This window comes from Acinetobacter sp. GWC1_38_13, assembly GCF_001767535.1.
GTDB lineage: Bacteria > Pseudomonadota > Gammaproteobacteria > Pseudomonadales > Moraxellaceae > Acinetobacter > Acinetobacter junii.
Map to the genome: position 1 here is coordinate 1 of NZ_MELG01000097.1, position 21,050 is coordinate 21,050.

A 21,050-nucleotide genomic window follows, 5' to 3' on the forward strand; every position below is an offset into this window, starting at 1 on the left:
GACCCAGGTCTACGTTTTGCGATCCGTGAAGGTGGTCGTACTGTAGGTGCTGGTGTTGTTGCTAAAGTAACTGCATAATCGCCTAGAGTGATCAAAAAAACACCCCTTATGGGGTGTTTTTTTATATCAATTGTTTGACAATTTTATTGAATAGTGTCCCAAACTGATACTTTGCTGTCCCAAACTGCACTTAATTGATCCATATAAAAACGTAATATAAAACTTAAGAAAACGAACAAAAGTGCTCAGAGAAAAAAGTTCACTGAAAAGGAGTAGGCGGCATGAATGCTAAAGTAAATATTTCAAATCGTGCAGGTGCAAGTTTCCCAGTACGTCGTATGAATTTTGATTTTGATCAAGTACCTGAATACTGGATGAGTGGCTCAGCAGGTCTTACACATTTTATGACTGCATTATCTGCTTTATTTCCAGATGGTGAGAAATTATTTATTGATTCAGTTCGTGCTGTGCGTTATCACCCAGCGATTAAAGAGAATGAAGAGCTGCAAAAAGAGATTAGTGCGTTTATTGGTCAAGAAGCAATGCATACTCAAGAGCATATTAATTTCAATGCTTCTGCTCAAAAATACGGTCATGATGTAAGAGCCTTAGAACAAATTACAGGTCGTTACATTCAATTTGCCTTAAATAATTTTTCGAAAATCGTAAAACCTTTTGGTATGACACGTGAGATGGTTGATCTCACCGCTACGACTGCTCTAGAGCATTTTACAGCGACGATTGCATCTGAATTATTGCGTAATAAGCATATTCAAGATTTGATGACAGATGACACAATGTCTTATATGTGGTTCTGGCATGCGGTTGAGGAGAATGAGCATAAAGCAGTTGCATATGATGTATATGAGTCTGTTTTTGGCACAGGAATTAAAGCATACAGCTTACGTACAACAGCGCTCGTATTTGCGATGACTTTAATTTTTATTCTTCAGTCATACTTCACTTTACGTTTGCTTAAGCAAGATAAAAAGCTAAATCTTAAAGAGTTGGGAATGATTTATAAGTATGGTTATAGTCCATCAAAAGGGATTATCGCAGGAATGGCAGGAGAAATGCTGGCGTACTTTAAACCACGTTTCCATCCGAATGATTTAGATACAGTTCAATTATTAAAAGATTGGAAAGCGAAATTAGGTTTGTAAGCCTTATTTTCTTCAATACTGTTTATTTTTAAAGGGCATGAATTTGCCCTTTTTCTATTTTAAATATTTTCATAAAAACTTGAAGACATGTCCTAAGATGATGCTTTTATGACCTTATCTGCACTTAATTAAAGCATGATAAACAGCGTATAAAATAAGAATGGATAAAAACAAAGAATGAATTCATCATTAAGGAGAATAAGGTATGAATGCTAAAGTCAATATTTCAAATCGTGCTGGCGCTAGTTTCCCTGTACGTCGAATGGATTTTGAGTTTGGTGATGTGCCTCGATATTGGGCAAATGGTGATGCTGCACTCACGCATTTTATGACTGCTTTATCAGCGCTATTTCCTGAAGGTGAACAATTTTTTGTAAACAGTACTCGTGCGGTTAGAAACGATCCTAAATTAGCTGACCCTCGTTTGCAGAAAGAAATTAGTGCTTTTATTGGTCAAGAGGCGATGCATTCTAAAGAGCATTTAGCGTTCAATGCATCTGCTCAAGCCTATGGTTATGATGTTCGTAAGATGGAAGAGCAAACAGGCAAAGTGATCAATTATGGTGTTAATGTAATTACTACATTACTTAAACCTTTTGGTTTCAACAAAGAAATGATTGGATTAACTGGAACATGTGCTTTAGAGCATTTTACCTCTACAATTGCTGAGGAATTATTAAGTAATCCAGATATCCAATCGATGTTCTTGGATGAAACCATGTATCATTTGTGGATGTGGCATGCTGTTGAAGAAAATGAACATAAAGCTGTTGCCTTTGATGTGTACGAGGCAATGTATGGTCAAGGTGCTAAAGCTTATTTTATGAGATCACTAGCACTTGTGATTGCAATGGGTCTGATTTTTATTACCCAATCCTATTTCACTGTAAAACTACTCAAAACTGATGGAAAACTAACGTGGCGTGACACGAAATATATGCTGAAATTTATGTATGGTTATAAAGGTTTTATGACCCGTCAAATACCAACTTTACTGGCGTTCTTAAGACCTAAATTCCATCCAAATGACTACGACACCACTGAATTATTAAATAAATGGCGTGCCGAGTTAGGTTTTAATCCTCACTAAATAAAATGGGCAATCAATCAGATTGCCCATTTTTTTATTTAAATTTGGTTTTAAATTGTCGATAATCTGCCAATTAGGTTTTTGACAAGGTGTTCACGTGATTCGATTGATGCAAGAAAAGGATTTGGATAAAGTTGCTGAGATTGAATGTTTAGTTCAAACACATCCGTGGTCTAAAAAACAATTTCAGGAGTCTTTGCTTTCTTACCAATGCACAGTCTATGAAACTAAAAATCAAATAGTAGGATTCTGTATTTTACAGCCTGTGTTAGATGAAGCTAATTTGTTACTGATGGCGATCCATCCAAGCCAGCAGGGCAAAGGTCTTGGATACGAGTTGTTAGATTATTCAATTCAACTTTTAAAAAATAATCCTATCCAAATTTTTTTAGAAGTACGTCAAAGCAATCATGCTGCAATTCGTTTGTATGAAAAAATGGATTTTCATCAAATAGATTTACGCAAAAATTATTATCCCAATTTGGATGGTACAAAAGAGCATGCTGTGATTATGGTCAAAACATGCACTGATGATTTCGCGTCTTTATTTAAATCCTAAATTATTTAATGATTAGATCATCCCACTCTGAAGGTAGTGTACTCATGAGTGAGTTTCCGAGTTGATGAATTTCTTTCTCAGATAATGGGCGATTGAGTCTACGCCATTGACCATCTAGTAATAGTTCAAGTGGTGTGTATTGTGACTTGTAGTTCATTTTCGCTGAGTGTGGCACCCAATAACCAAGATACAAATAATCAAGATTTAGAGTTTTTACATATTCAATTTGTTTAAGAATGGCATAAACGCCCAAGGAGCGACGTTGTTCATCTGGGTCAAAGAATGTGTAAACCGCAGATAAACCATCATCCATCAAATCACAAGTAGAGACCGCAATTAGTTTTTGGTCTTTCCATAATTCGATAAAAAAACTTTCTGTGCAACTGTGAACGAGAAACTTCTCGAACTGATCATAATTGGCTGGATACATATCACCATCTGAATGTCGCTCGTTTATATATCTCTCATAAAGCTGATAATGTTGTTCTGTCGCTTGCGTGGTAGGCAAGATATTCATGCTTAAATCTTGATTGCGTTTCCATGCCTTTTTTTGGCTGCTATTCATTTGAAATTCTTGAATAGGGACTCTACACGACAAACATTGACGACATAAATGACATTCTGGGCGATAAACAAAGTCACCACTGCGACGAAAACCAACACGTGACAGTTCAGATAATGTCACCACATCAATGCGATGAATTGGATCTAAGAACACCATCCGAGCTGATTTGTTATCGAGGTAACTACAGTCATGTGGTGGAGTAATGTAATACTGTAAGTCATTTAAAAGGGACTTGGGTTGGTATGATTTCATTAATCTGTCCCTCCAAGGTGTTAATCCATTAACCGTCTAATTTTGAAAAAAGAGCTATTGTTTTACTTGAAAATACACGTTCTTGATAACTTTTCCAATTGATAGAGGGGGTAATAATTACATCTTGTAACGATTTTAAATAGGCTTGGCGAGAAAGTGTACGTGCTCCAAGACTTAAAAGGTGATCGTTGACCAATTGGCAATCGATCCAAGGCAGTTGATTTTCCTGTCCAATTAACATCAGTGTATAGAATGCCATTTTAGAGACATCTGTTTCGGTGCTAAACATCGACTCACCAAAACATCCTTTACCAATAGTGACACCATACAGGCCACCTACAAGCTGTTCATTATTCCAGACTTCGACACTATAGGCATATCCTGCTTTAAATAGAGCTGAATATCCTTCAATTATATCTTCACTAATCCATGTCTCATTTGCATAACTTCGTGGTAACGAACAGGCACGAATGACTTGTTCAAATGCATGATTAATCGTAATTCGATAATCATGTTTTTTCATATTTCGTAGTAAGGATTTGCTCGGTTTATATGCCTCTGGTTCGATAATGCAACGTGGTTCAGGACTCCACCAACAGATAGGTTCATCTTCGTTGAACCATGGAAATAATCCATGTGTGTAGGCTTCAAATAATGTAGACGGTGAAAGATCTGCACCAATACAGATGAAACCATGTCCCTCAGGATCTGCTTCAATAGGATCAGGAAAAATATATTGAGAGGGTGGAAGTTGATGCATAATAAAATGAATATGGAAAGGATTCAGATTAAATTAATCTAAGAAAGGTCGAATGGCAAATCTAGTACTTCACCATTCGATCATCAGTATTTAATTAAATAAACGTAATTGTTTCGCGATTTCCAACTTCTTACTTTCTAAAAATACTTGGGCTTTAGATTGGATAATTTCAATGCTTTTAACTTGATCTGAAACCGTTTGACCATCTTTATCTAAAACTAACCATCCAAGTTGTTGGATGACATCTTGCACATAGTAAGCAAAATCTGTTGCAGTCGTTAAACCATCTATAAAATGAGCGCGATAAAATAATTGATGAAAATGTTCAGTCGGTATACCAATGCCTGTGATTGGACTAATTAAAACGCCATAGTTTTGATGAAAACTCGCTTGTTTTAAAATGTAATGATTCAGATTATGGCAATGCTCGAACATTTTTTGAGATGGTTCATTATTTTGACATGGTTGAGCTAGTCCAAGATGGCACAGGATAACGAGCGCATTTAAGATTTTTGCATAGTGAAGCTCGGGAAAACTAGCTTCCAAATCTGCAATAGTGAGCGGTTGATAGTTAACTTCAGCAAATCGATTGCCAATTGGTTGATAAATTTCCTCTATCAAATTGAATGTCCCCAATAGTCCTGTAATGCTACTCGGTAATTGCTCTTTGGCTGTTAGAAGCACAAATGCTGTTTTTCGGAGTTTTGCTTGGACTTGTAATGGGGTTAAATTATTTTTACCTCGAATAAATAAATCTCGTCTAAATTGTGTGTTGGCAAAATAATCTCGGCACTGTTCTTTGAAAATCGGGTGTTCAATCGCATTTAGAAATTGCTGATGTTCTTCTGAAAAATTAATGTTATCTAGATGCGTTCCTAAGTCTGTAGACCCAGCATAAGATAATTTAATTTCATCTAGGATTCTGACTACTTGCTGAAATGAAAAGCATTGCCAATCTTGATTCAAATATTCATGAATTAAGTAATTTGGATTTTGTTGTTTGAGATCGACTACTTTTTGCAAAGCATTGGGATTTCTTTGAGCAAAGATTGGATTTTGTTTAAGTAGTTCTTCGCTAAAATTTAATGCTTCATTCACTTTTTGCAGTGGATTTGTACTTTTGCTATTAAATTTAAAATGACTATGAAATAACTCGCGTATAGGCATATTGGCAGCCCAACCCGTCACGCAGTTATAACTGATATAGACAATACCATTGGGTTTTAAATATTTGCGAATGAATTTCAAAATGATGTGTTGGTTTTCATAGCTTATCCAGCTCCATATTCCATGTAGGCTAATTGAATCAAACATGGGTAAATCATTTCGATTTAATAATTCTTCAAAGCTATCATCAAAAAATATGGCTTAGTTTGGCTATGTTGTGCTAATTGGTTGGCATGAGCTGCATGTGCGGGGTTAAAGTCAGTACCGTAAAAATTGGCATCAGTACTTGCTGCATGTATGTTGATGCTGACACCTTGCCCAAAGCCAAGTTCACAATGTGTTTGATTTGTCTGAATATCTGGACTATCTATCCCATTTAAAAGTAAACAGAATTTTTGGAAGTTAGGGCTAAGATCACGATAATAGCCATAGGTGTAATTGACTTCAGTTTGGTAGCCATTGGTCCATGTTGTTGTCATGTATTCATCCAAAATATAATTGTTGTTAAATAAAGCCATGTTTTTGATTGTATATATCATTTAACAAAAAAAGCCACCATAAAAATGGTGGCTTTTTAAACTTAATGTAAATTAGTTTAAATTATCAAGATACTTCTCAGCATCTAATGCTGCCATACAGCCTGAACCTGCTGAGGTAATCGCTTGACGATAGATACTATCAGCAACGTCACCAGCAGCAAAAACGCCTTCAATTGATGCTGCTGTTGCATTACCCGAAGTGCCACTTTGAACTTGAATATAACCATCACGTAAGTTCAATTGACCTTCAAACATATCTGTATTTGGTTTGTGTCCAATCGCAACAAATAGACCTTGTACTTGAACATCTTGTGTACTTGAATCTTGGGTAGATTTGATACGTACAGATGTTACACCAGTATTATCACCCAATACTTCATCGACTTGATGGTTCCAAATGATGCTGATCTTACCTTCTTTTTCTTTCGCAAAAAGATGATCTTGTAGAATCTTTTCAGAGCGCAAGCTGTCACGACGGTGAACTAATGTGACATGAGCTGCGATATTTGAAAGATAAAGTGCTTCTTCAACTGCAGTGTTACCACCACCCACAACCATGACATTTTGGTTCTTATAGAAGAAACCATCACATGTAGCACAAGCGCTTACACCTTGTCCCATGAATGCTGCTTCTGATTCAAGACCTAAATACTGAGCGGTCGCACCAGTTGCAATAATGAGAGCATCACAGGTGTATTCTTCCATATCGCCTTTTAAAACAAACGGGCGTGTTTTTAAATCAACTTCATTGATATGGTCATATACGATTTCTGTACCAAAACGTTCAGCATGGGCTTGCATACGCTCCATAAGTACAGGACCAGTTAATCCTTCAGGGTCACCAGGCCAGTTATCAACTTCAGTTGTCGTTGTTAATTGACCACCGAGTTGTAAGCCAGCAATGAGTGTTGGTTTAAGGTTTGCACGAGCTGCATAAACTGCTGCACTGTAACCCGCAGGACCAGAACCCAAAATAATTAACCGTGAGTGACGAGCGCTCATTAAAGAACATCCTTTTTATATTGAAAATGCTAAAATTATACGTGAATCCGTAGGGGAGTGGGCTAAATCGATGATGATAATATTGATTAACTCAATCGAATTGCGCTATATCCGATCAGGATGTTAACAACAACAGTAAACAATCGTGCATCTTTTTTGTAAGAACACGTGCATAATATTAGACTTATTGATTAGGGTTGTTTAGACCTTAAATAATAGACAAACAAATAACGAAATTGGGTTACAGGACTGTATATGACTGCGGTGTCAAGTGTTTATGCACAACGCTTTTTAATGACATTATTTTTGATTTCTTTTGGCATTTATCTATTTCTTGCCACAGTAACCTATACTCCATTTGACCCAGGTTGGATGCATATATCTAGTGATACCCAACAGGTTTCCAATGCGAGCGGTGTTGCAGGTGCATGGATCGCAGATTTGTTATTTGGATTCTTAGGATGGGCGAGTTTGCTGCTCCCGATTTTTTTGTTTATTGAAGCAATCCAAGTATGGTGGCCAAGAAGTTTCCTTAACCGTCCGTTTCGTTATGCTGCACAATTCTTTCTCGTGTTATCTGTGGCGAGTTTGTTCTATCTGCACTGGAATACTCCTGCGGACACTCTAGATAATGCAGCTGGTGGAATTATTGGTTATGAATTAGGACAAAGTCTAACTGGCTTGCTGACAATATATGGTGCAACGTTATTTTTACTCGCATTCAGTATTTTATTGTTAACTTTAGCCTTTGGAATCCAATGGGATAAAACATGGATTACTCTAAAGAAAACACCCGCATATTTGCAGGATCTATTTTATAAGAATGTACCTCAACAAGAGTCAGCGTATGATCGTACTGAACAAATTTCGATGACTGAAACACCATTAAAAACCAATGCTCAGACTTCTGCTACTGTAGGTACAGAACCAGTATTAGCCAATCATTCTACTCACGATATTATAAACCAAGAGACTCAAACTAAATTTGATGATTCTCATCATCAGGTATTGGCTGAGCGATTATTTGCCGATGTGGCCGCAAAAGAACAACAACGCATGAATGTCCAAGAATCAAAACCAGAGGACGATTTCGAGCAAACATTAAAACGTGCGCACCAATTCGAAGCTGAAAGTCAAAGACTCATACAAACTGGTGAGGTTTGGCGTGCACTGCAACATGATGAACAAAGCCATAAACAAGAAATAGATGCTTTACTGAAAGCAGCAGATGATCGTAACGAGCTTGATGATCATCAGATGTTAAATACATCATCAAATTCTAATGTTGTTCAGAAAACTAATCATCGTGATTTAGATTGGAATGATGATGAAATTTTTGATGAATTACTCGCTGCTGTTCCAAATAGCAAAACAGCGACAGATGTTCATACACCATTTAATCAAGAGTTGCAGACTTCTTCATTGCAACAAAAACAACAGTTTGAGGTGAATGAAGATATTGATGAATTTGAATTCACTGTAAAGCCAGAGAATACTGTAGTCGTTGAAGAAAATATTCATTCCCCGATCAGTGCTCATGATGAGGTGAAACAAACTCAGAAATCTGAATTTGATGACTTCGATGATTTATTGATAGACGAAGATGAGTTTAAGACACCGTCGACAAGCACAAGTTATGCACAGTCATCTGCCTTCGTAAAAGCACCAATTGAAGTTGAAGCACCAAAAGAAACATTATCTAAGGAAGCATTCATCGAGGCATGGCAGGAAACAGCTGGTAAAACAGAACCAGAATTAGAAATCGATTTGGATGATGATTTTGATCTAGATGCTCCTTTAACTGATGCTTTCGGACGACCAATGTCACGAGCAATGCAAGTTGCCCAAAAGCGACGCGACTTACCTACCTTGCCTGGTTTGGAGTTGTTAGACCGTGTTGATCCAAATAAGAAAGTGAATTTTACAGCCGATCAATTGGCTAGATTATCTGAATTGCTTGAGATCAAACTGCAAGAATTTAATGTCAAAGCACAAGTAGTGGAAGCACAGCCTGGACCAGTAGTGACACGTTTTGAACTTGATCTTGCACCAGGTGTTAAAGCATCAAAAGTTACTAATATTTCACGCGATCTAGCGCGTTCAATGTCGATGGCTTCCGTACGTGTCGTTGAGGTTATTCCTGGTAAACCATATATCGGGATTGAAGTACCTAATAGTTCTCGTGAAATGGTGCGCTTGATCGAATTATTGGAAACCCCAACTTATCGTGATCCAAATAACTTGATCAGTATGGCGATGGGGAAAGATATTTCAGGAAATCCAGTACTGACTGATTTAGCCAAAGCACCACATATGCTCGTAGCGGGAACAACAGGCTCAGGTAAATCGGTTGCAGTAAACTCGATGATTTTATCGATGTTATTAAAGTATACCCCTGATCAATTACGCTTAATTTTGATCGATCCAAAACAACTTGAGTTGGCAAACTATAGTGATATTCCTCACTTATTGACACCTGTAGTAACAGACATGAAGGATGCTGTTAGTGCTTTAAATTGGTGTGTAAATGAGATGGAGCGTCGTTATAAGTTGATGTCATTCTTGAAGATTCGTAAATTAAGTGACTATAACCGTAAAGTTGAAGAAGCGATTGCAAATGGTGAGGATTTAATTGATCCGACGTGGAAACCTAGTGATTCAGCGACTCAAGAAAGAGCACCTCGATTAACACCATTACCTTCGATTGTTATTGTTGCCGATGAATTTGCAGACATGATCATGCAGGTGGGTAAAAAAGCTGAAGAAATGATTACGCGTTTAGCGCAGAAATCACGTGCCGCTGGGATTCATCTTTTACTTGCAACACAACGTCCATCTGTCGATGTTATTACAGGTCTCATCAAAGCCAACATTCCAACGCGTGTGGCTTTACGTGTGAACAGTAAGATCGATTCACGTACCATCCTTGATGCGGGTGGTGCAGAGGACTTACTTGGACATGGTGATATGTTATTCCTTGGACCGGGTAAAATCGAGCCTGAGCGTGTTCACGGTGCATTTATCAGTGATGATGAAGTTAACCGTATATGTGATGCTTGGCGTGAACGTGGTGAGCCAAATTATGTAGATGAAATCTTGACGCCGTTCGATGAAGAACCTACATCACGTGGTTTTGAAGATGGCGATGGTGATCCTAGTCGGGATGCTCTATATGACCAATGTGTTTCTTTTGTTTTGGAAACCCGAAAAGCTTCAACTTCATCACTTCAACGTAAATTTAGTTTAGGTTATAACCGAGCTGCACGAATTATCGATCAGATGGAAGAGAATGGAATTGTGAGCTCAATGGGAGCAAACGGAAAACGAGATATTTTGGTTTAAACTAAATGATCATTTAAAAAGCCTCAATTTCGAGGCTTTTTTTATTTTCATTTTTATAGATTAAATATGGTAAAAATCACGTTTTTTAATTAAGCTGATAGACCATCGTCTCATCATAGAGATCAGTTATATTCATCGCTTTAAGTACGCTCATTTTCATTCATTTTTGTGCACTGATTACACCTGGTCCAGATTTTTTCCTTGTGTCGCAAACAGCAGTAAGTCGTTCACGTAAAGATGCTGTATTAGTTGCAGTTGGAATATGCATGGGCGCGATGCTGTGGTCTTTGTTGGCATTAATGGGACTGAATATCATTTTTGAGAAAATGGCTTGGCTTAAACAAGGACTTTTGATTGCTGGTGGTTTATATCTGTGTTGGCTCGGTTATCAGATGCTGCGTTCAGCATTTTCTAAACAAAAGCAGGAAATCAAACAAATTACCTTACCTCAATCAGCATGGTTGTTCTTTATAAAAGGTTTGCTCACTAATTTATCCAATCCTAAAGCAGTCATTTATTTTGGTAGTGTGTTCTCGCTCTTTCTTGCTAATCCACTTTTTGATCAACATCATTTCTTATTGTTTATCATAATAGCTGTTGAAACATTGGTATGGTTTTTACTTGTGGCTTTTGTATTTTCGCTACCTACATTCAGAAATGCTTACCAGAACTTTGCCAAATGGATTGATGGTATTTCTGGTGGGATCTTTACTTTGCTCGGTGTTTATTTGATTGGTAGCCGATAACAGAGAAATCAAAGCCTGCTTGAAGCAGGCTTTTTTATTATGCAAATTTCGCTAGGACTTCTAAGAATCCATCTTTTTGACGAGGAAATTGTGCAATTACATCATGAATGCGTTGCCCTTCAGGGTTGGTTGCATTTAAGTCACGACCATCTGCTAAGAATTTAGTAATTAATCGTTCGTAATCATTTGGGCGCATATGTTTAAACGCATGATATAGAACGTGAAAGTCAGCATTTACGCCTGCTGGAGGAAGTTGGTTGAGGTAGGCAAAAACACGCTCATCTGACCATTCTTCATTGAAAGTTGCTGGCTGTGATAATGCCATGACAATCTCCTGAATTTAAAAATAATAAAGGCAAAATACGATGCAGGATCAGAAAAGCGTTAATTCTCTAAATTTATTCGAAAAAAGTATTTCAAAACAATTGTGAAAATAAAACTCAAACTTTTCAAATTCTGTTGTGTATTTTGCCTTGATTTACAAAAAATCGCTAATTGAAAAACTTCTATCGATCTTCAGGTAAATTGATATTCATTTCCAACATTTCGATGTTAGCTTCTGAACGAACTTGCATTTGGATGTGTTGTTCGTCTACACCACGAACATAACGACTTACCACTTGCATGATCTCTTTTTTCATTTGATCAATTTTGTCTTGGCTTAAACGACGACCAAGACCTTGTTCAGACGCAACAATAACTTTTAAGCGATCTTTGGCAGTTTGTGCACTTGATGGTTTTTCATCACTGCTAAAAAGTTTACTCCAGAATCCTGCCATAATTACGCTCCAAATAGTCTAGCTAACCAACCTTTTGGCTGTACTGTGATGTGTCGATATGGACGATCCTCACCAAGGAAACGAGCAACTAAATCATCATACGCTTGTCCTGCTTTTGCTTCAGAGTACAAAATAACAGGTTTACCTTCGTTTGATGCTTGAAGTACGCTTGGACATTCAGGTACAACACCTAGTGTTGGTACACGTAAAATGTCTTTTGAAATATCGTCAATCGTGAGCATTTCTTGTTTATCCGCTCGTTCAGGATTGAAGCGAGTAATACAAAGATGCTTACGAATACGTCCTTCGTTTTGCTCAACTTTTTTAGTTTTGCTGTCTAACATTCCGATGATACGGTCAGAGTCACGAACAGATGAAATTTCAGGGTTTGTTACGATGATTGCTTCATCAGCATGATACATGGCAAGGATAGCGCCACGCTCAATACCTGCTGGAGAATCACAAATGATGTAGTCAAACTCTTGAGAAAGTTCATCAATAACTCGTGCAACACCTTCATCACTCAAGGCATCTTTATCACGTGTTTGTGATGCAGGAAGAATATATAAGTTTTCAATATCTTTATCACGGATCAGTGCTTGCTGTAAGCGAGCTTCATTATTGATGACATTGACAAAGTCATAGACTACACGACGTTCACAACCCATAATCAAGTCAAGATTACGCAAACCCACATCGAAATCAATCACAACAGTTTTATGACCACGTAGGGCTAAACCTGTTGCAAAAGATGCACTTGTTGTAGTTTTACCTACACCACCTTTGCCTGACGTTACGACAACAATTTTGGCCACCGAATCCACTCCTATTTATGGTCATACGCCCCTAAAAGGGCTTTTTTGGTGTTTAATGTGATAACTTAAAACTGCAAGGCTTCAAATTCAAGCTCTTGCTTGTTATTTAAATAAATATGTACAGGCTTTTTGATCATATCTTTAGGAATATCATCTGCTACACAATAAGTACCCGCAATAGAAATTAATTCTGCTTCAAGCGAATTGCAAAAAATTCGTGCGGACATATGTCCACCCACACCAGCAATGACTCTACCACGAGCATTCCCGTAGATGTGAATATTTCCAGATGCAATTACTTCAGAACCACTATTCATGCCAGCATTCAAGATAATATCACCCTGATCTTGCACTAAACATTGTCCAGTTCGCAAAATTTCATCATGATATGAGGTGATATGCGGACTTGATGTAGCTTTTTGTGGTATTTCTTTTGCAGCCTGATCTGCTGGTTTTTCGACAACATGTTCGATGACTTGTTCTTTAGATGCTTTGATCCGCTGTAAAGGTTGATCTGCGGGCAATACAGGGAATTGGATTGCACGTGCTTCATCACCTAAGATTCCATCGATTACAGCCATAGGTTGTAAACCAATATCAATCAGTAGCTGTATAAGAGCAATCAATTCTTGTTCAACGGTACTGTCTAGAATGACTAAAGTTCCTAAATAGGAACCTTCGTTTAGTGTGCTAGTAAGTTGCTGTCGGATTGCATCGTGGTCATTTGTGTCGAACGTGAGTCGACTAAAATTCACCATTCTGCCCGTAATCCGTATGTCAGCCATAATTTATCCTTCAGGGCTTTTTAAGCACTCTATTGTGTTTACGCATGTTGTAAATAAAAGCAAATGCTAGAACAAATTACACGAATTCTCTAGCTTGATTAGTAAATTTTCTTGTAATCACACTGCTTTTTTATCCAATTGATCATATTCATTTAATGTTTGTTGCCATTGTTTAACTTTGACTTGTTTTCGAATCGCTTCGAGGCTTTCATAGACTACTGATTCTACAAGTTCTTCTAAGTATTGGTTATCAATATTTAATTGACTGACTTTTTCTGCGATCAGTAAATAGTTTTCATTTGGACGTTCAAATGAGCTAGCTGTGAACGGTTCAATTAAACCCGCGGTAATGTTTTCACCCAAACGTTGTCCGATACTTTGAATTTGTTGTTCTATGCGACTGCCAACAATAGGAATCAGACGTAATAGTTGAGTGAGTTCAGGTGTATCTTCGATTGCTTGATTAACAATATGACCTACTTTTTGAGTAATGATTGGTTGTTGCTGTTGTAAAGCTTTTGCGAGTGATTCTTGCAACATTGAAGATAGTGTCACAGTAAATAATTGACGATGATGATCGACTAGATCATGAATAATTTTTTTATGACTTGAGCTAGTATCCAGTTCGTGTTTAATGCCATCGATTACAGTGATCACAACCCGATCAGAAAGTTCTTCCATGACAACACGATAATAAAAAATTGCTTTTAAGCGGATGCTATCGGGTACAACTTTATATCCAAGCTCATGTAAACGATACGCGATAATCCCCGCACGGAATAAACGCAGAAAGCGAAAGTGGGGGATAATTGCAACAATTTCATACCAGTGAATAAATGGAAAGAACCACCAACGCGCGTGATGCTTTTGTATGATTGATAGTAGCCAACGAATCGCAAGCTCAACAATCAGGAAGATAATAAACCAAGCTTCGGTTGTGATAACCCATGGATGTAGATAGCTACGATAAAACTCTAAAACGCTATAGAGGTGAATGGTGTTAAAAAACCATTCACCAATATTACTCATCAGGAAAAAGTTCATTCCAAGACAGAACAAATTGAAAACAATAATAAAAACCATGAAAATGTCATAAATAAGAAACAGCTTGAAGAACTTACTGTTCGGATTAACATAGTTATATTTAGAGTTTTTATCGGTGTCCTGCTGGGTCATCTTTCTGCTCAATCCTTGAAGAGATTATGAATTATATCTTGATTTGAGTTGACTAATAAGTTGATCTTTTTCAGTCCAGATTTGATCTACCCATTTCTGAAAGCGTTCACGATAAACTGCATCATCTTCGTAATTTCCACCCAAAACCCAATCAGGAATTTCAATTTTGCGTAAATCAACAGCAATGCTTGAAACGTCACCTAACCAAAAGTCGCCATAACCTGGCGCACCTTCAGGATAGACAATCGTCATATCCACTAATGCATCAATCTTGTCACCAAGTATGTTTAATGCTAGGGCTAAGCCACCAGCTTTGGGTTTAAGTAGGTTCTTATAAGGTGATTGTTGTTGTGAATGTTTTTCAGGCGTAAATCGAGTACCTTCTAAATAATTGAGAAGGGTGAATGGCTGACTTAATAGTTGTTCACATGCCTTACGTGCTTCTAGCAAATCACGATGTTTGAGTTCAGGATTTTTAGCAATTTGTTCTTTGGTATGGCGTTTCATCATTGGGAAACCCAAGATTTTAAAAGCCTGACCCACAAATGGAATAAAGATCAGCTCCCACTTCGTAAAAAAGCGAGTAAGAGGCATTCGATTCAGACCAAAATATTGATTTACCGTTGTATCTACCCAGCTTTGATGATTACAAATCATCATATAGCGACCTTGTAGATTGAGATCTAATTTTTCATCAATGGTAATGTCCCATTTTAGGTTTGGTAAAACTTTCTCAATCAGTTGGTTGTTTACCCCAATCCAGCTATTGGCTAGTTGAATATTGGTTTCGTCTACTTTGGCAGATTTTTTGAATAATTTAGTGAGACCTAAAGCCAGAACAGGAGGTCCATGTAGAAATGTACTTCCTGTGATCACAGAACTAACAGTAAGACCTTTACTGACCTTTCGCAATAATGATGTTTTCTTATTCGCGGTAGACATAAATCGAACCTTGAGGCAGATGTTTTGAAAAGATGGATTAACTATAAACAACAGTGGTTTAAATACAACTGTATATTTATTGATATTGACATTTTTTTATATATTTAAACCATTTGAATTAATTTTTCTGTGCAGAAAACGTGAATCTGTCGCATATGTACAAATTTTAGTTTGTTTGCGAAGCTTATTCTAACTTATAAATTTCCTTGATTTCTTCACAATTGGATAAACATGAAGAAACTATGATTAAGTGGAAATGTAAAGTGCATCAAAATATTACAAAAATACAAATAAACTGTTTATTATTAACAAAATATCAATGGTCTAGCTGAATTTTCTCATTCATTATCTGTTCAGACAACAAAATACATAGACAGGAGCTACGCGATGCGTGCATTAGTTATTTCAACACTCGTAGGGGCTGGATTGGTACTTTCTGGTTGCCAAACAATGAGCGGACAAGGTAATGATATCGGCGGTGTTTCATACGACAAAGCTGCTTTAGGTACATTAATTGGTGCAGCTGCAGGTTATGGCATCTCAAAAGGTAATGCTAACTCTTCTTCACAAAACAACCGCGCAGCTGCGATTGGTGCAATCCTTGGTGGTGCGAGTGGTTTATATCTCGATAATAAAGAGAAAAAATTACGTGCTCAAATGGCAGGTACTGGTGTAGAAGTTGGCCGTAACCCAGATGGTTCTGTTCAGTTGATCATGCCTGGTAGCATCACGTTTGATACAAATAAATCAAACATCAAACCAAACTTCTACGGCACTTTAAACAAAGTGGCGCAAACTTTAGCTGAAGATAATAAGAGCGCAATCTTAGTTACTGGCTACACAGACAATACTGGTAATGATTCAATCAATATCCCATTGTCTCAAGCACGTGCTCAATCAGTTAAAAACTATTTAGCAAGCCAAGGTGTTTCAAGCAGCCGTATTGATGCACAAGGTTTAGGTTCTTCTAATCCTATCGCTTCAAACGCAACTGCGGCAGGTAAAGAACAAAACCGCCGTGTTGAAATCAGCATTTATGCTAAACAGTAATTAATATTGCTGTAAAAAGACCACCTTCGGGTGGTTTTTTTATTGCCAAGTTTTTAGTACGACAAATAGTGACGCCATCTTGGAGTAAGACATCATAATTTATACATATCCTCAGATTTATTATTGGGATTCTAAAAAATAGATGTCTATAATCATGCTCGAAAACGTGAGAGGTATTACAACGATGTCATCTGCCAGTCAACTCAATGACAAGCAACTTGAAGCCATGAAATATGTTCAGGGGCCATTGTTGGTGCTTGCAGGTGCAGGCTCGGGTAAGACTTCTGTAATCACTCGAAAGATCGCTTTTCTAGTTCAACAATGTGGTATTCCTGCGCATCGTATTACTGCGATGACTTTTACCAATAAAGCTGCACGTGAAATGAAAGAGCGTGTCGGTAAGTTGCTTTCACGTGAAGAAGCCAAAGGGCTTTCAGTCTCTACATTCCACACATTTGGTTTGAATTTGCTTCGAATAGAGTTAAAACATTTACCTTTAAAAGCGAATTTTTCGATTTTGGATGCAGATGATTGCAAAAGAATCCTGATGGATCTAATGCAGCGTGACAACCTATCTGGAGCAGAAAGTAAAGAACTGATCGCGAAAGCCATGAAGAAAATCTCGGATTGGAAAAATGATCTGGTCATACCTGAGCAAGCTCACTCAACATGTGAAACACCTGAAGATGTTCAGCTTGCTCATTTGTATCAACTTTACGAACGTAATTTGAGAGCTTATAACGCTGTAGATTTTGATGACTTGATCGTAATGCCGACACGATTGCTTCAGGAAAATGCTGAGGTTCGTGATAAATGGCAAAATCGTGTTCGTTACTTACTCGTCGATGAATATCAAGATACCAATACAGCACAATATACCTTAGTGAAATTGCTTGTTGGGGTGATGGGGCAGTTTACTGCGGTAGGTGACGACGATCAGTCGATTTACGCTTGGCGTGGTGCAAAGCCTGAAAACATGGCTTTATTAAAAGATGATTTCCATAATCTTAAAGTAATCAAGCTTGAGCAAAACTATCGTTCTACCAGTCGAATTTTAAAAGCGGCAAATGCTGTCATTGAAAATAACCCTCATATCTTTGATAAAAAGTTATGGAGTGATAAAGGGCACGGTGAAACCATCCGTGTAATCACGTGTTTAAATGATGATGATGAAGCTGAACGCGTAGTTAAAGATTTAATCACGCATAAATTGATGAATGGAAAAAATTGGAAAGATTACGCTATTCTGTATCGTGGTAATTTCCAAGCACGTGTTCTTGAAACACAACTGCGTCAGGTGCAAATTCCATATAAATTGTCAGGTGGTCAATCATTCTTCGCCCGCGCTGAGATTAAAGACGTAATGAGTTACTTACGTCTCATTATCAATCCCGAAGATGACAGTGCTTTTTTACGTATTATCAATACTCCGAAACGTGCAATTGGTCCTGTCACTTTAGAAAAGTTAGGTCTATTTGCTCAAGAAAATACCCTATCATTATTGACGGCTTCTTCTGATCAACGTCTTGCAATGGTTTTACCTAAAAAAGCGGCGACTCAATTACATGAGTTTGCAGACTTTATTGCGACTTTTACACGTGAACTGTTAGATGATGACGAACCAGTACCTAAAGTACGTCAAATGATCAACGAAGCAGGCTACATTGATTATGTTCGTGAGCAAGCTGCAACGCCAGCTCAAGAAAAAACGAAGATCGATAATATTGAAAGCCTGTACACAAGTATCCAAAACTTAATTAATCGTACAGACGATGTCGATGAAAAAAATATTGAAAGTGTCATTCGTAAATTGGTTCTTCTAGACATGTTGGAGCAGCAACAAGAAGAAGAAGATACAGATAAAGTCAATTTGTTGACATTACATGCTGCGAAAGGTTTGGAATTTCCATACGTCTACATGATTGGTTTAGAAGAAGAGTTATTGCCGCACAAGAACTCGATTGCGTCTGAAACCATTGAAGAAGAACGCCGTCTGATGTACGTAGGGATTACTCGTGCGCGTCAAGGTCTAACTTTAACGCTTGCAGAGCAACGTAAGAATGGCGGTCAAATGCGACAAATGACTCCGAGTCGTTTTTTAGATGAATTACCACAAGATGATTTAGAGTGGCACGGTCGTAAAAAGAAACTAGCACCAAATGTTGACCCTAAAGAACAGGCTCAACAGTATCTTGCCAACTTAAAAGCATTATTGAAACGTTAAAGATTATTTGTAGGAAGTTGTAATGAAAGTTCAAGTTAAAGTATTAGATGCACGTTTAGGTCAAGAATGGGCATTGCCATCGTACGCAACAACAGGTTCAGCTGGCTTAGATTTGCGTGCATGTTTAGATGACGCAATTGAAATTGCTGCGGGTGAAACGGTTTTAGTCAAAACAGGCTTGGCGATTTACATCGAAGATCCAAACTTTGCGGGATTAATTTTACCACGTTCGGGTCTTGGGCATAAACATGGTATTGTATTGGGTAATTTAGTCGGTTTGATTGATTCAGACTACCAAGGTGAACTGATGGTTTCAGTGTGGAACCGTGGAAAAAATACATTCCGCCTAGAGCCAGGCGAGCGTTTGGCGCAATATGTACTCGTTCCTGTCGTTCAAGCAGAGTTTGAACAAGTGAATGAATTTGTTGCTACAGAGCGCGGAGCAGGTGGTTTTGGACATACTGGTCAACAGTAATTCCCAAGCCTTATTATTTTAAATGCAATGTTTAACTGAAAAACATTGCATTTTTCATATTGATTGTTATTTGAATTTATATTAAAAAGCAGCTGATTAATTATTTTAATTTTTCTGAACAAGGGTTAATTAATTTCTTAATAGTTTAAGTTTTTTTTAATAATCGAATGATTATAAGAATAGGGGCTTGCTGTGAATATAAAACATACGTTTCCTCTGAACATTTTTCGCGCCTATGACATCCGTGGAAAGCTTTCTAATCTAACGTCCACGATAATTCGTTCTATTGCGCATGCATTAGCATTTCAATATAAAAAATATGGTCAACATCAAATTGTTATTGGATATGATGCAAGATTAACTAGTCCAACGTATGCTGATATTCTACAGCATATATTGGAAAAACAAGGTTTTGAAGTTATTAATATCGGGTGCTGCTCATCACCAATGATGTATTACATTGCTCGTGATTTTGGTGGTAATGGCATTATGGTGACGGCTAGTCACAATCCTAAGTCTGATAATGGAATTAAATGGATTTTAAAAGGTGAGCCACCTAGTCCAGAAGTGATTCAAGAAGTTGGGCTGTTTGCTCAAAATATACCTATTCAAGTAGATTATCAAATTCGAGATGAGACAATTACTCATCAAGTAATTCCTCATTATTGTTTACAATATCAACAATCTTTGCTCGACGATATTCAACTCACGAGACCATTGAAGGTTGTTTTGGATGGCTTACATGGCTCAGCAGGGCGTTGTGCCAAAGTTGTACTGGAAAAACTTGGTTGTGAAGTGATTGCATTACGCTGTGATGCAAATGGTCATTTTCCTGATCATGCACCTGACCCATCGCATGCTGAACACTTGAGACGTCTACAACAATTGATTATTGAACATCAAGCAGATATTGGAATTGCGTTAGATGGTGATGGCGATCGAGTCGTTTTGCTAGATGAAAATGCCACGATTATTAGTCCCGATCGTTTGCTTTCTTTATTTGCACAAATGTGCTTAGAAAATCATCCCCAAAAAGAAATTGTATTTGATGTCAAATGCTCACAAATGGTTGCCAATACAGTGCAACAATTAGGTGGGCAAGCCAAAATGATTCGCACGGGAAGTAGTTTTTTACGAACTTATTTAACGCAATCAAATGGTGCTGCTGTATTTGGTGGTGAATATGCTGGGCATTATGTTTTCAATGATGGTCGTGGTTTTGGTTATGATGATGGTCTATATGCTGCACTACGTGTTATGGAATATCTCACCCATTCAAGTTCAGCAAATTTATCTGCATTGCTAAAACAATATCCTGAGCGTTGCTGTACCGAAGATACTTATATTAGTACCCATGATATTAATCCATTAAGTGTTTTAAATGAAATTGAAACTCTAAGTCAGGATTTAGGTGCACAGTTAAGTAAAATTGATGGTGTAAGACTTGATTTTAATGATGGTTTTGGCATTATTCGAGCATCCAATACAGGTGAGTATTTTACTGTCCGTTTTGATGCAGATCATCCAGATCGGTTAGTTGAAATTCGCGATAAATTTGTTTCTATGTTGCTAATTCGATATCCACAAATTGCACAAGAACTAGCACAGGCTTAAAAGGA

At 37.5% G+C, this 21,050-nt stretch carries 19 protein-coding genes and 1 pseudogene; 10 read left to right on the plus strand and 10 right to left on the minus strand.

Annotated features, from left to right (window positions below):
* From A2003_RS10165 to rimI, 4 genes are all read left to right on the plus strand, one after another.
* On the plus strand, positions 1-78 hold a 78-nt coding region (locus A2003_RS10165; protein WP_210016132.1), incomplete at its 5' end, for an EF-Tu C-terminal domain-related protein.
* A 203-nt stretch (positions 79-281) separates the two neighbouring features.
* Positions 282-1,163, plus strand: a complete 882-nt coding sequence (locus A2003_RS10170) for a metal-dependent hydrolase (RefSeq protein ID WP_125297736.1) — start codon at positions 282-284, stop codon at positions 1,161-1,163.
* Between the two features lie 205 nt (positions 1,164-1,368).
* Complete coding sequence (locus tag A2003_RS10175; RefSeq protein WP_151805563.1) at positions 1,369-2,253, plus strand: metal-dependent hydrolase; 885 nt, start codon at positions 1,369-1,371, stop codon at positions 2,251-2,253.
* A gap of 97 nt (positions 2,254-2,350) precedes the next feature.
* Positions 2,351-2,812 (plus strand): ribosomal protein S18-alanine N-acetyltransferase, encoded by a 462-nt coding sequence (rimI, locus tag A2003_RS10180; RefSeq protein WP_004913946.1) that lies wholly within the window; start codon positions 2,351-2,353, stop codon positions 2,810-2,812.
* Between the two features lies 1 nt (position 2,813).
* Here rimI and A2003_RS10185 read toward each other — a convergent pair whose 3' ends face one another.
* From A2003_RS10185 to trxB, 4 genes and pseudogenes are all read right to left on the minus strand, one after another.
* A complete protein-coding gene (locus tag A2003_RS10185) occupies positions 2,814-3,629 on the minus strand; it encodes an arginyltransferase (protein WP_004913944.1) in 816 nt (271 codons plus the stop codon).
* A 28-nt stretch (positions 3,630-3,657) separates the two neighbouring features.
* The gene (aat, locus tag A2003_RS10190; RefSeq protein ID WP_099948230.1) at positions 3,658-4,389 is read right to left on the minus strand and encodes a leucyl/phenylalanyl-tRNA--protein transferase; all 732 of its coding nucleotides are present in this window, start codon (positions 4,387-4,389) and stop codon (positions 3,658-3,660) included.
* A 90-nt stretch (positions 4,390-4,479) separates the two neighbouring features.
* Positions 4,480-6,035 (minus strand): annotated as a pseudogene (locus A2003_RS10195) (methyltransferase regulatory domain-containing protein).
* A gap of 111 nt (positions 6,036-6,146) precedes the next feature.
* Positions 6,147-7,097 (minus strand): thioredoxin-disulfide reductase, encoded by a 951-nt coding sequence (gene trxB, locus A2003_RS10200; RefSeq protein WP_004952686.1) that lies wholly within the window; start codon positions 7,095-7,097, stop codon positions 6,147-6,149.
* 255 nt (positions 7,098-7,352) lie between these two features.
* Between trxB and A2003_RS10205 the strand changes: the two genes are divergently transcribed.
* On the plus strand, positions 7,353-10,439 hold the full coding sequence (locus A2003_RS10205; protein ID WP_151805564.1) for a DNA translocase FtsK: 3,087 nt from the start codon (positions 7,353-7,355) through the stop codon (positions 10,437-10,439).
* Between the two features lie 128 nt (positions 10,440-10,567).
* Positions 10,568-11,185, plus strand: a complete 618-nt coding sequence (gene rhtC / locus A2003_RS10210; protein WP_004960048.1) for a threonine export protein RhtC — start codon at positions 10,568-10,570, stop codon at positions 11,183-11,185.
* Between the two features lie 37 nt (positions 11,186-11,222).
* Here the strand turns inward: rhtC and A2003_RS10215 are convergent, their stop codons facing one another.
* From A2003_RS10215 to yihG, 6 genes are all read right to left on the minus strand, one after another.
* The gene (locus tag A2003_RS10215) at positions 11,223-11,510 is read right to left on the minus strand and encodes a PA4642 family protein (protein ID WP_004952694.1); all 288 of its coding nucleotides are present in this window, start codon (positions 11,508-11,510) and stop codon (positions 11,223-11,225) included.
* Positions 11,511-11,691: 181 nt separating this feature from the next.
* Positions 11,692-11,964, minus strand: a complete 273-nt coding sequence (minE, locus tag A2003_RS10220) for a cell division topological specificity factor MinE (protein ID WP_004663449.1) — start codon at positions 11,962-11,964, stop codon at positions 11,692-11,694.
* 2 nt (positions 11,965-11,966) lie between these two features.
* Entirely contained in the window at positions 11,967-12,779 is an 813-nt protein-coding gene (gene minD, locus A2003_RS10225; RefSeq protein ID WP_004913932.1) for a septum site-determining protein MinD, read from the minus strand.
* A gap of 65 nt (positions 12,780-12,844) precedes the next feature.
* A complete protein-coding gene (gene minC, locus A2003_RS10230) occupies positions 12,845-13,564 on the minus strand; it encodes a septum site-determining protein MinC (protein ID WP_004913931.1) in 720 nt (239 codons plus the stop codon).
* 117 nt (positions 13,565-13,681) lie between these two features.
* Positions 13,682-14,740 (minus strand): hypothetical protein, encoded by a 1,059-nt coding sequence (locus tag A2003_RS10235; protein WP_004960043.1) that lies wholly within the window; start codon positions 14,738-14,740, stop codon positions 13,682-13,684.
* Positions 14,741-14,764: 24 nt separating this feature from the next.
* Positions 14,765-15,682 carry a 1-acylglycerol-3-phosphate O-acyltransferase, YihG family gene (yihG, locus tag A2003_RS10240; protein WP_004960040.1) on the minus strand — a complete coding sequence of 306 codons (918 nt, stop codon included), beginning with the start codon at positions 15,680-15,682 and terminating at the stop codon, positions 14,765-14,767.
* A gap of 387 nt (positions 15,683-16,069) precedes the next feature.
* Between yihG and A2003_RS10245 the strand changes: the two genes are divergently transcribed.
* The 4 genes from A2003_RS10245 to A2003_RS10260 all read left to right on the plus strand — a co-directional run bounded on the left by A2003_RS10245 (position 16,070) and on the right by A2003_RS10260 (position 21,045).
* On the plus strand, positions 16,070-16,732 hold the full coding sequence (locus A2003_RS10245) for a YiaD family glycine zipper/OmpA-like lipoprotein (RefSeq protein ID WP_004952706.1): 663 nt from the start codon (positions 16,070-16,072) through the stop codon (positions 16,730-16,732).
* Positions 16,733-16,916: 184 nt separating this feature from the next.
* On the plus strand, positions 16,917-18,956 hold the full coding sequence (gene rep / locus A2003_RS10250) for a DNA helicase Rep (RefSeq protein WP_286687295.1): 2,040 nt from the start codon (positions 16,917-16,919) through the stop codon (positions 18,954-18,956).
* Between the two features lie 22 nt (positions 18,957-18,978).
* Positions 18,979-19,431 carry a dUTP diphosphatase gene (dut, locus tag A2003_RS10255; protein ID WP_099948236.1) on the plus strand — a complete coding sequence of 151 codons (453 nt, stop codon included), beginning with the start codon at positions 18,979-18,981 and terminating at the stop codon, positions 19,429-19,431.
* A 192-nt stretch (positions 19,432-19,623) separates the two neighbouring features.
* On the plus strand, positions 19,624-21,045 hold the full coding sequence (locus A2003_RS10260) for a phosphomannomutase/phosphoglucomutase (RefSeq protein ID WP_286687296.1): 1,422 nt from the start codon (positions 19,624-19,626) through the stop codon (positions 21,043-21,045).
* The last annotated feature ends 5 nt before the right edge of the window (positions 21,046-21,050 follow it).

Coding starts and splice junctions, on each gene's coding strand:
- A2003_RS10170 (WP_125297736.1), top strand. CDS start 282: ATGAATGCTAAAGTAAATATTTCAAATCGTGCAGGTGCAAGTTTCCCA.
- A2003_RS10175 (WP_151805563.1), top strand. CDS start 1,369: ATGAATGCTAAAGTCAATATTTCAAATCGTGCTGGCGCTAGTTTCCCT.
- A2003_RS10185 (WP_004913944.1), bottom strand. CDS start 3,629: ATGAAATCATACCAACCCAAGTCCCTTTTAAATGACTTACAGTATTAC.
- aat (WP_099948230.1), bottom strand. CDS start 4,389: ATGCATCAACTTCCACCCTCTCAATATATTTTTCCTGATCCTATTGAA.
- trxB (WP_004952686.1), bottom strand. CDS start 7,097: ATGAGCGCTCGTCACTCACGGTTAATTATTTTGGGTTCTGGTCCTGCG.
- A2003_RS10205 (WP_151805564.1), top strand. CDS start 7,353: ATGACTGCGGTGTCAAGTGTTTATGCACAACGCTTTTTAATGACATTA.
- A2003_RS10215 (WP_004952694.1), bottom strand. CDS start 11,510: ATGGCATTATCACAGCCAGCAACTTTCAATGAAGAATGGTCAGATGAG.
- minE (WP_004663449.1), bottom strand. CDS start 11,964: ATGGCAGGATTCTGGAGTAAACTTTTTAGCAGTGATGAAAAACCATCA.
- minC (WP_004913931.1), bottom strand. CDS start 13,564: ATGGCTGACATACGGATTACGGGCAGAATGGTGAATTTTAGTCGACTC.
- A2003_RS10235 (WP_004960043.1), bottom strand. CDS start 14,740: ATGACCCAGCAGGACACCGATAAAAACTCTAAATATAACTATGTTAAT.
- yihG (WP_004960040.1), bottom strand. CDS start 15,682: ATGTCTACCGCGAATAAGAAAACATCATTATTGCGAAAGGTCAGTAAA.
- A2003_RS10245 (WP_004952706.1), top strand. CDS start 16,070: ATGCGTGCATTAGTTATTTCAACACTCGTAGGGGCTGGATTGGTACTT.
- rep (WP_286687295.1), top strand. CDS start 16,917: ATGTCATCTGCCAGTCAACTCAATGACAAGCAACTTGAAGCCATGAAA.
- dut (WP_099948236.1), top strand. CDS start 18,979: ATGAAAGTTCAAGTTAAAGTATTAGATGCACGTTTAGGTCAAGAATGG.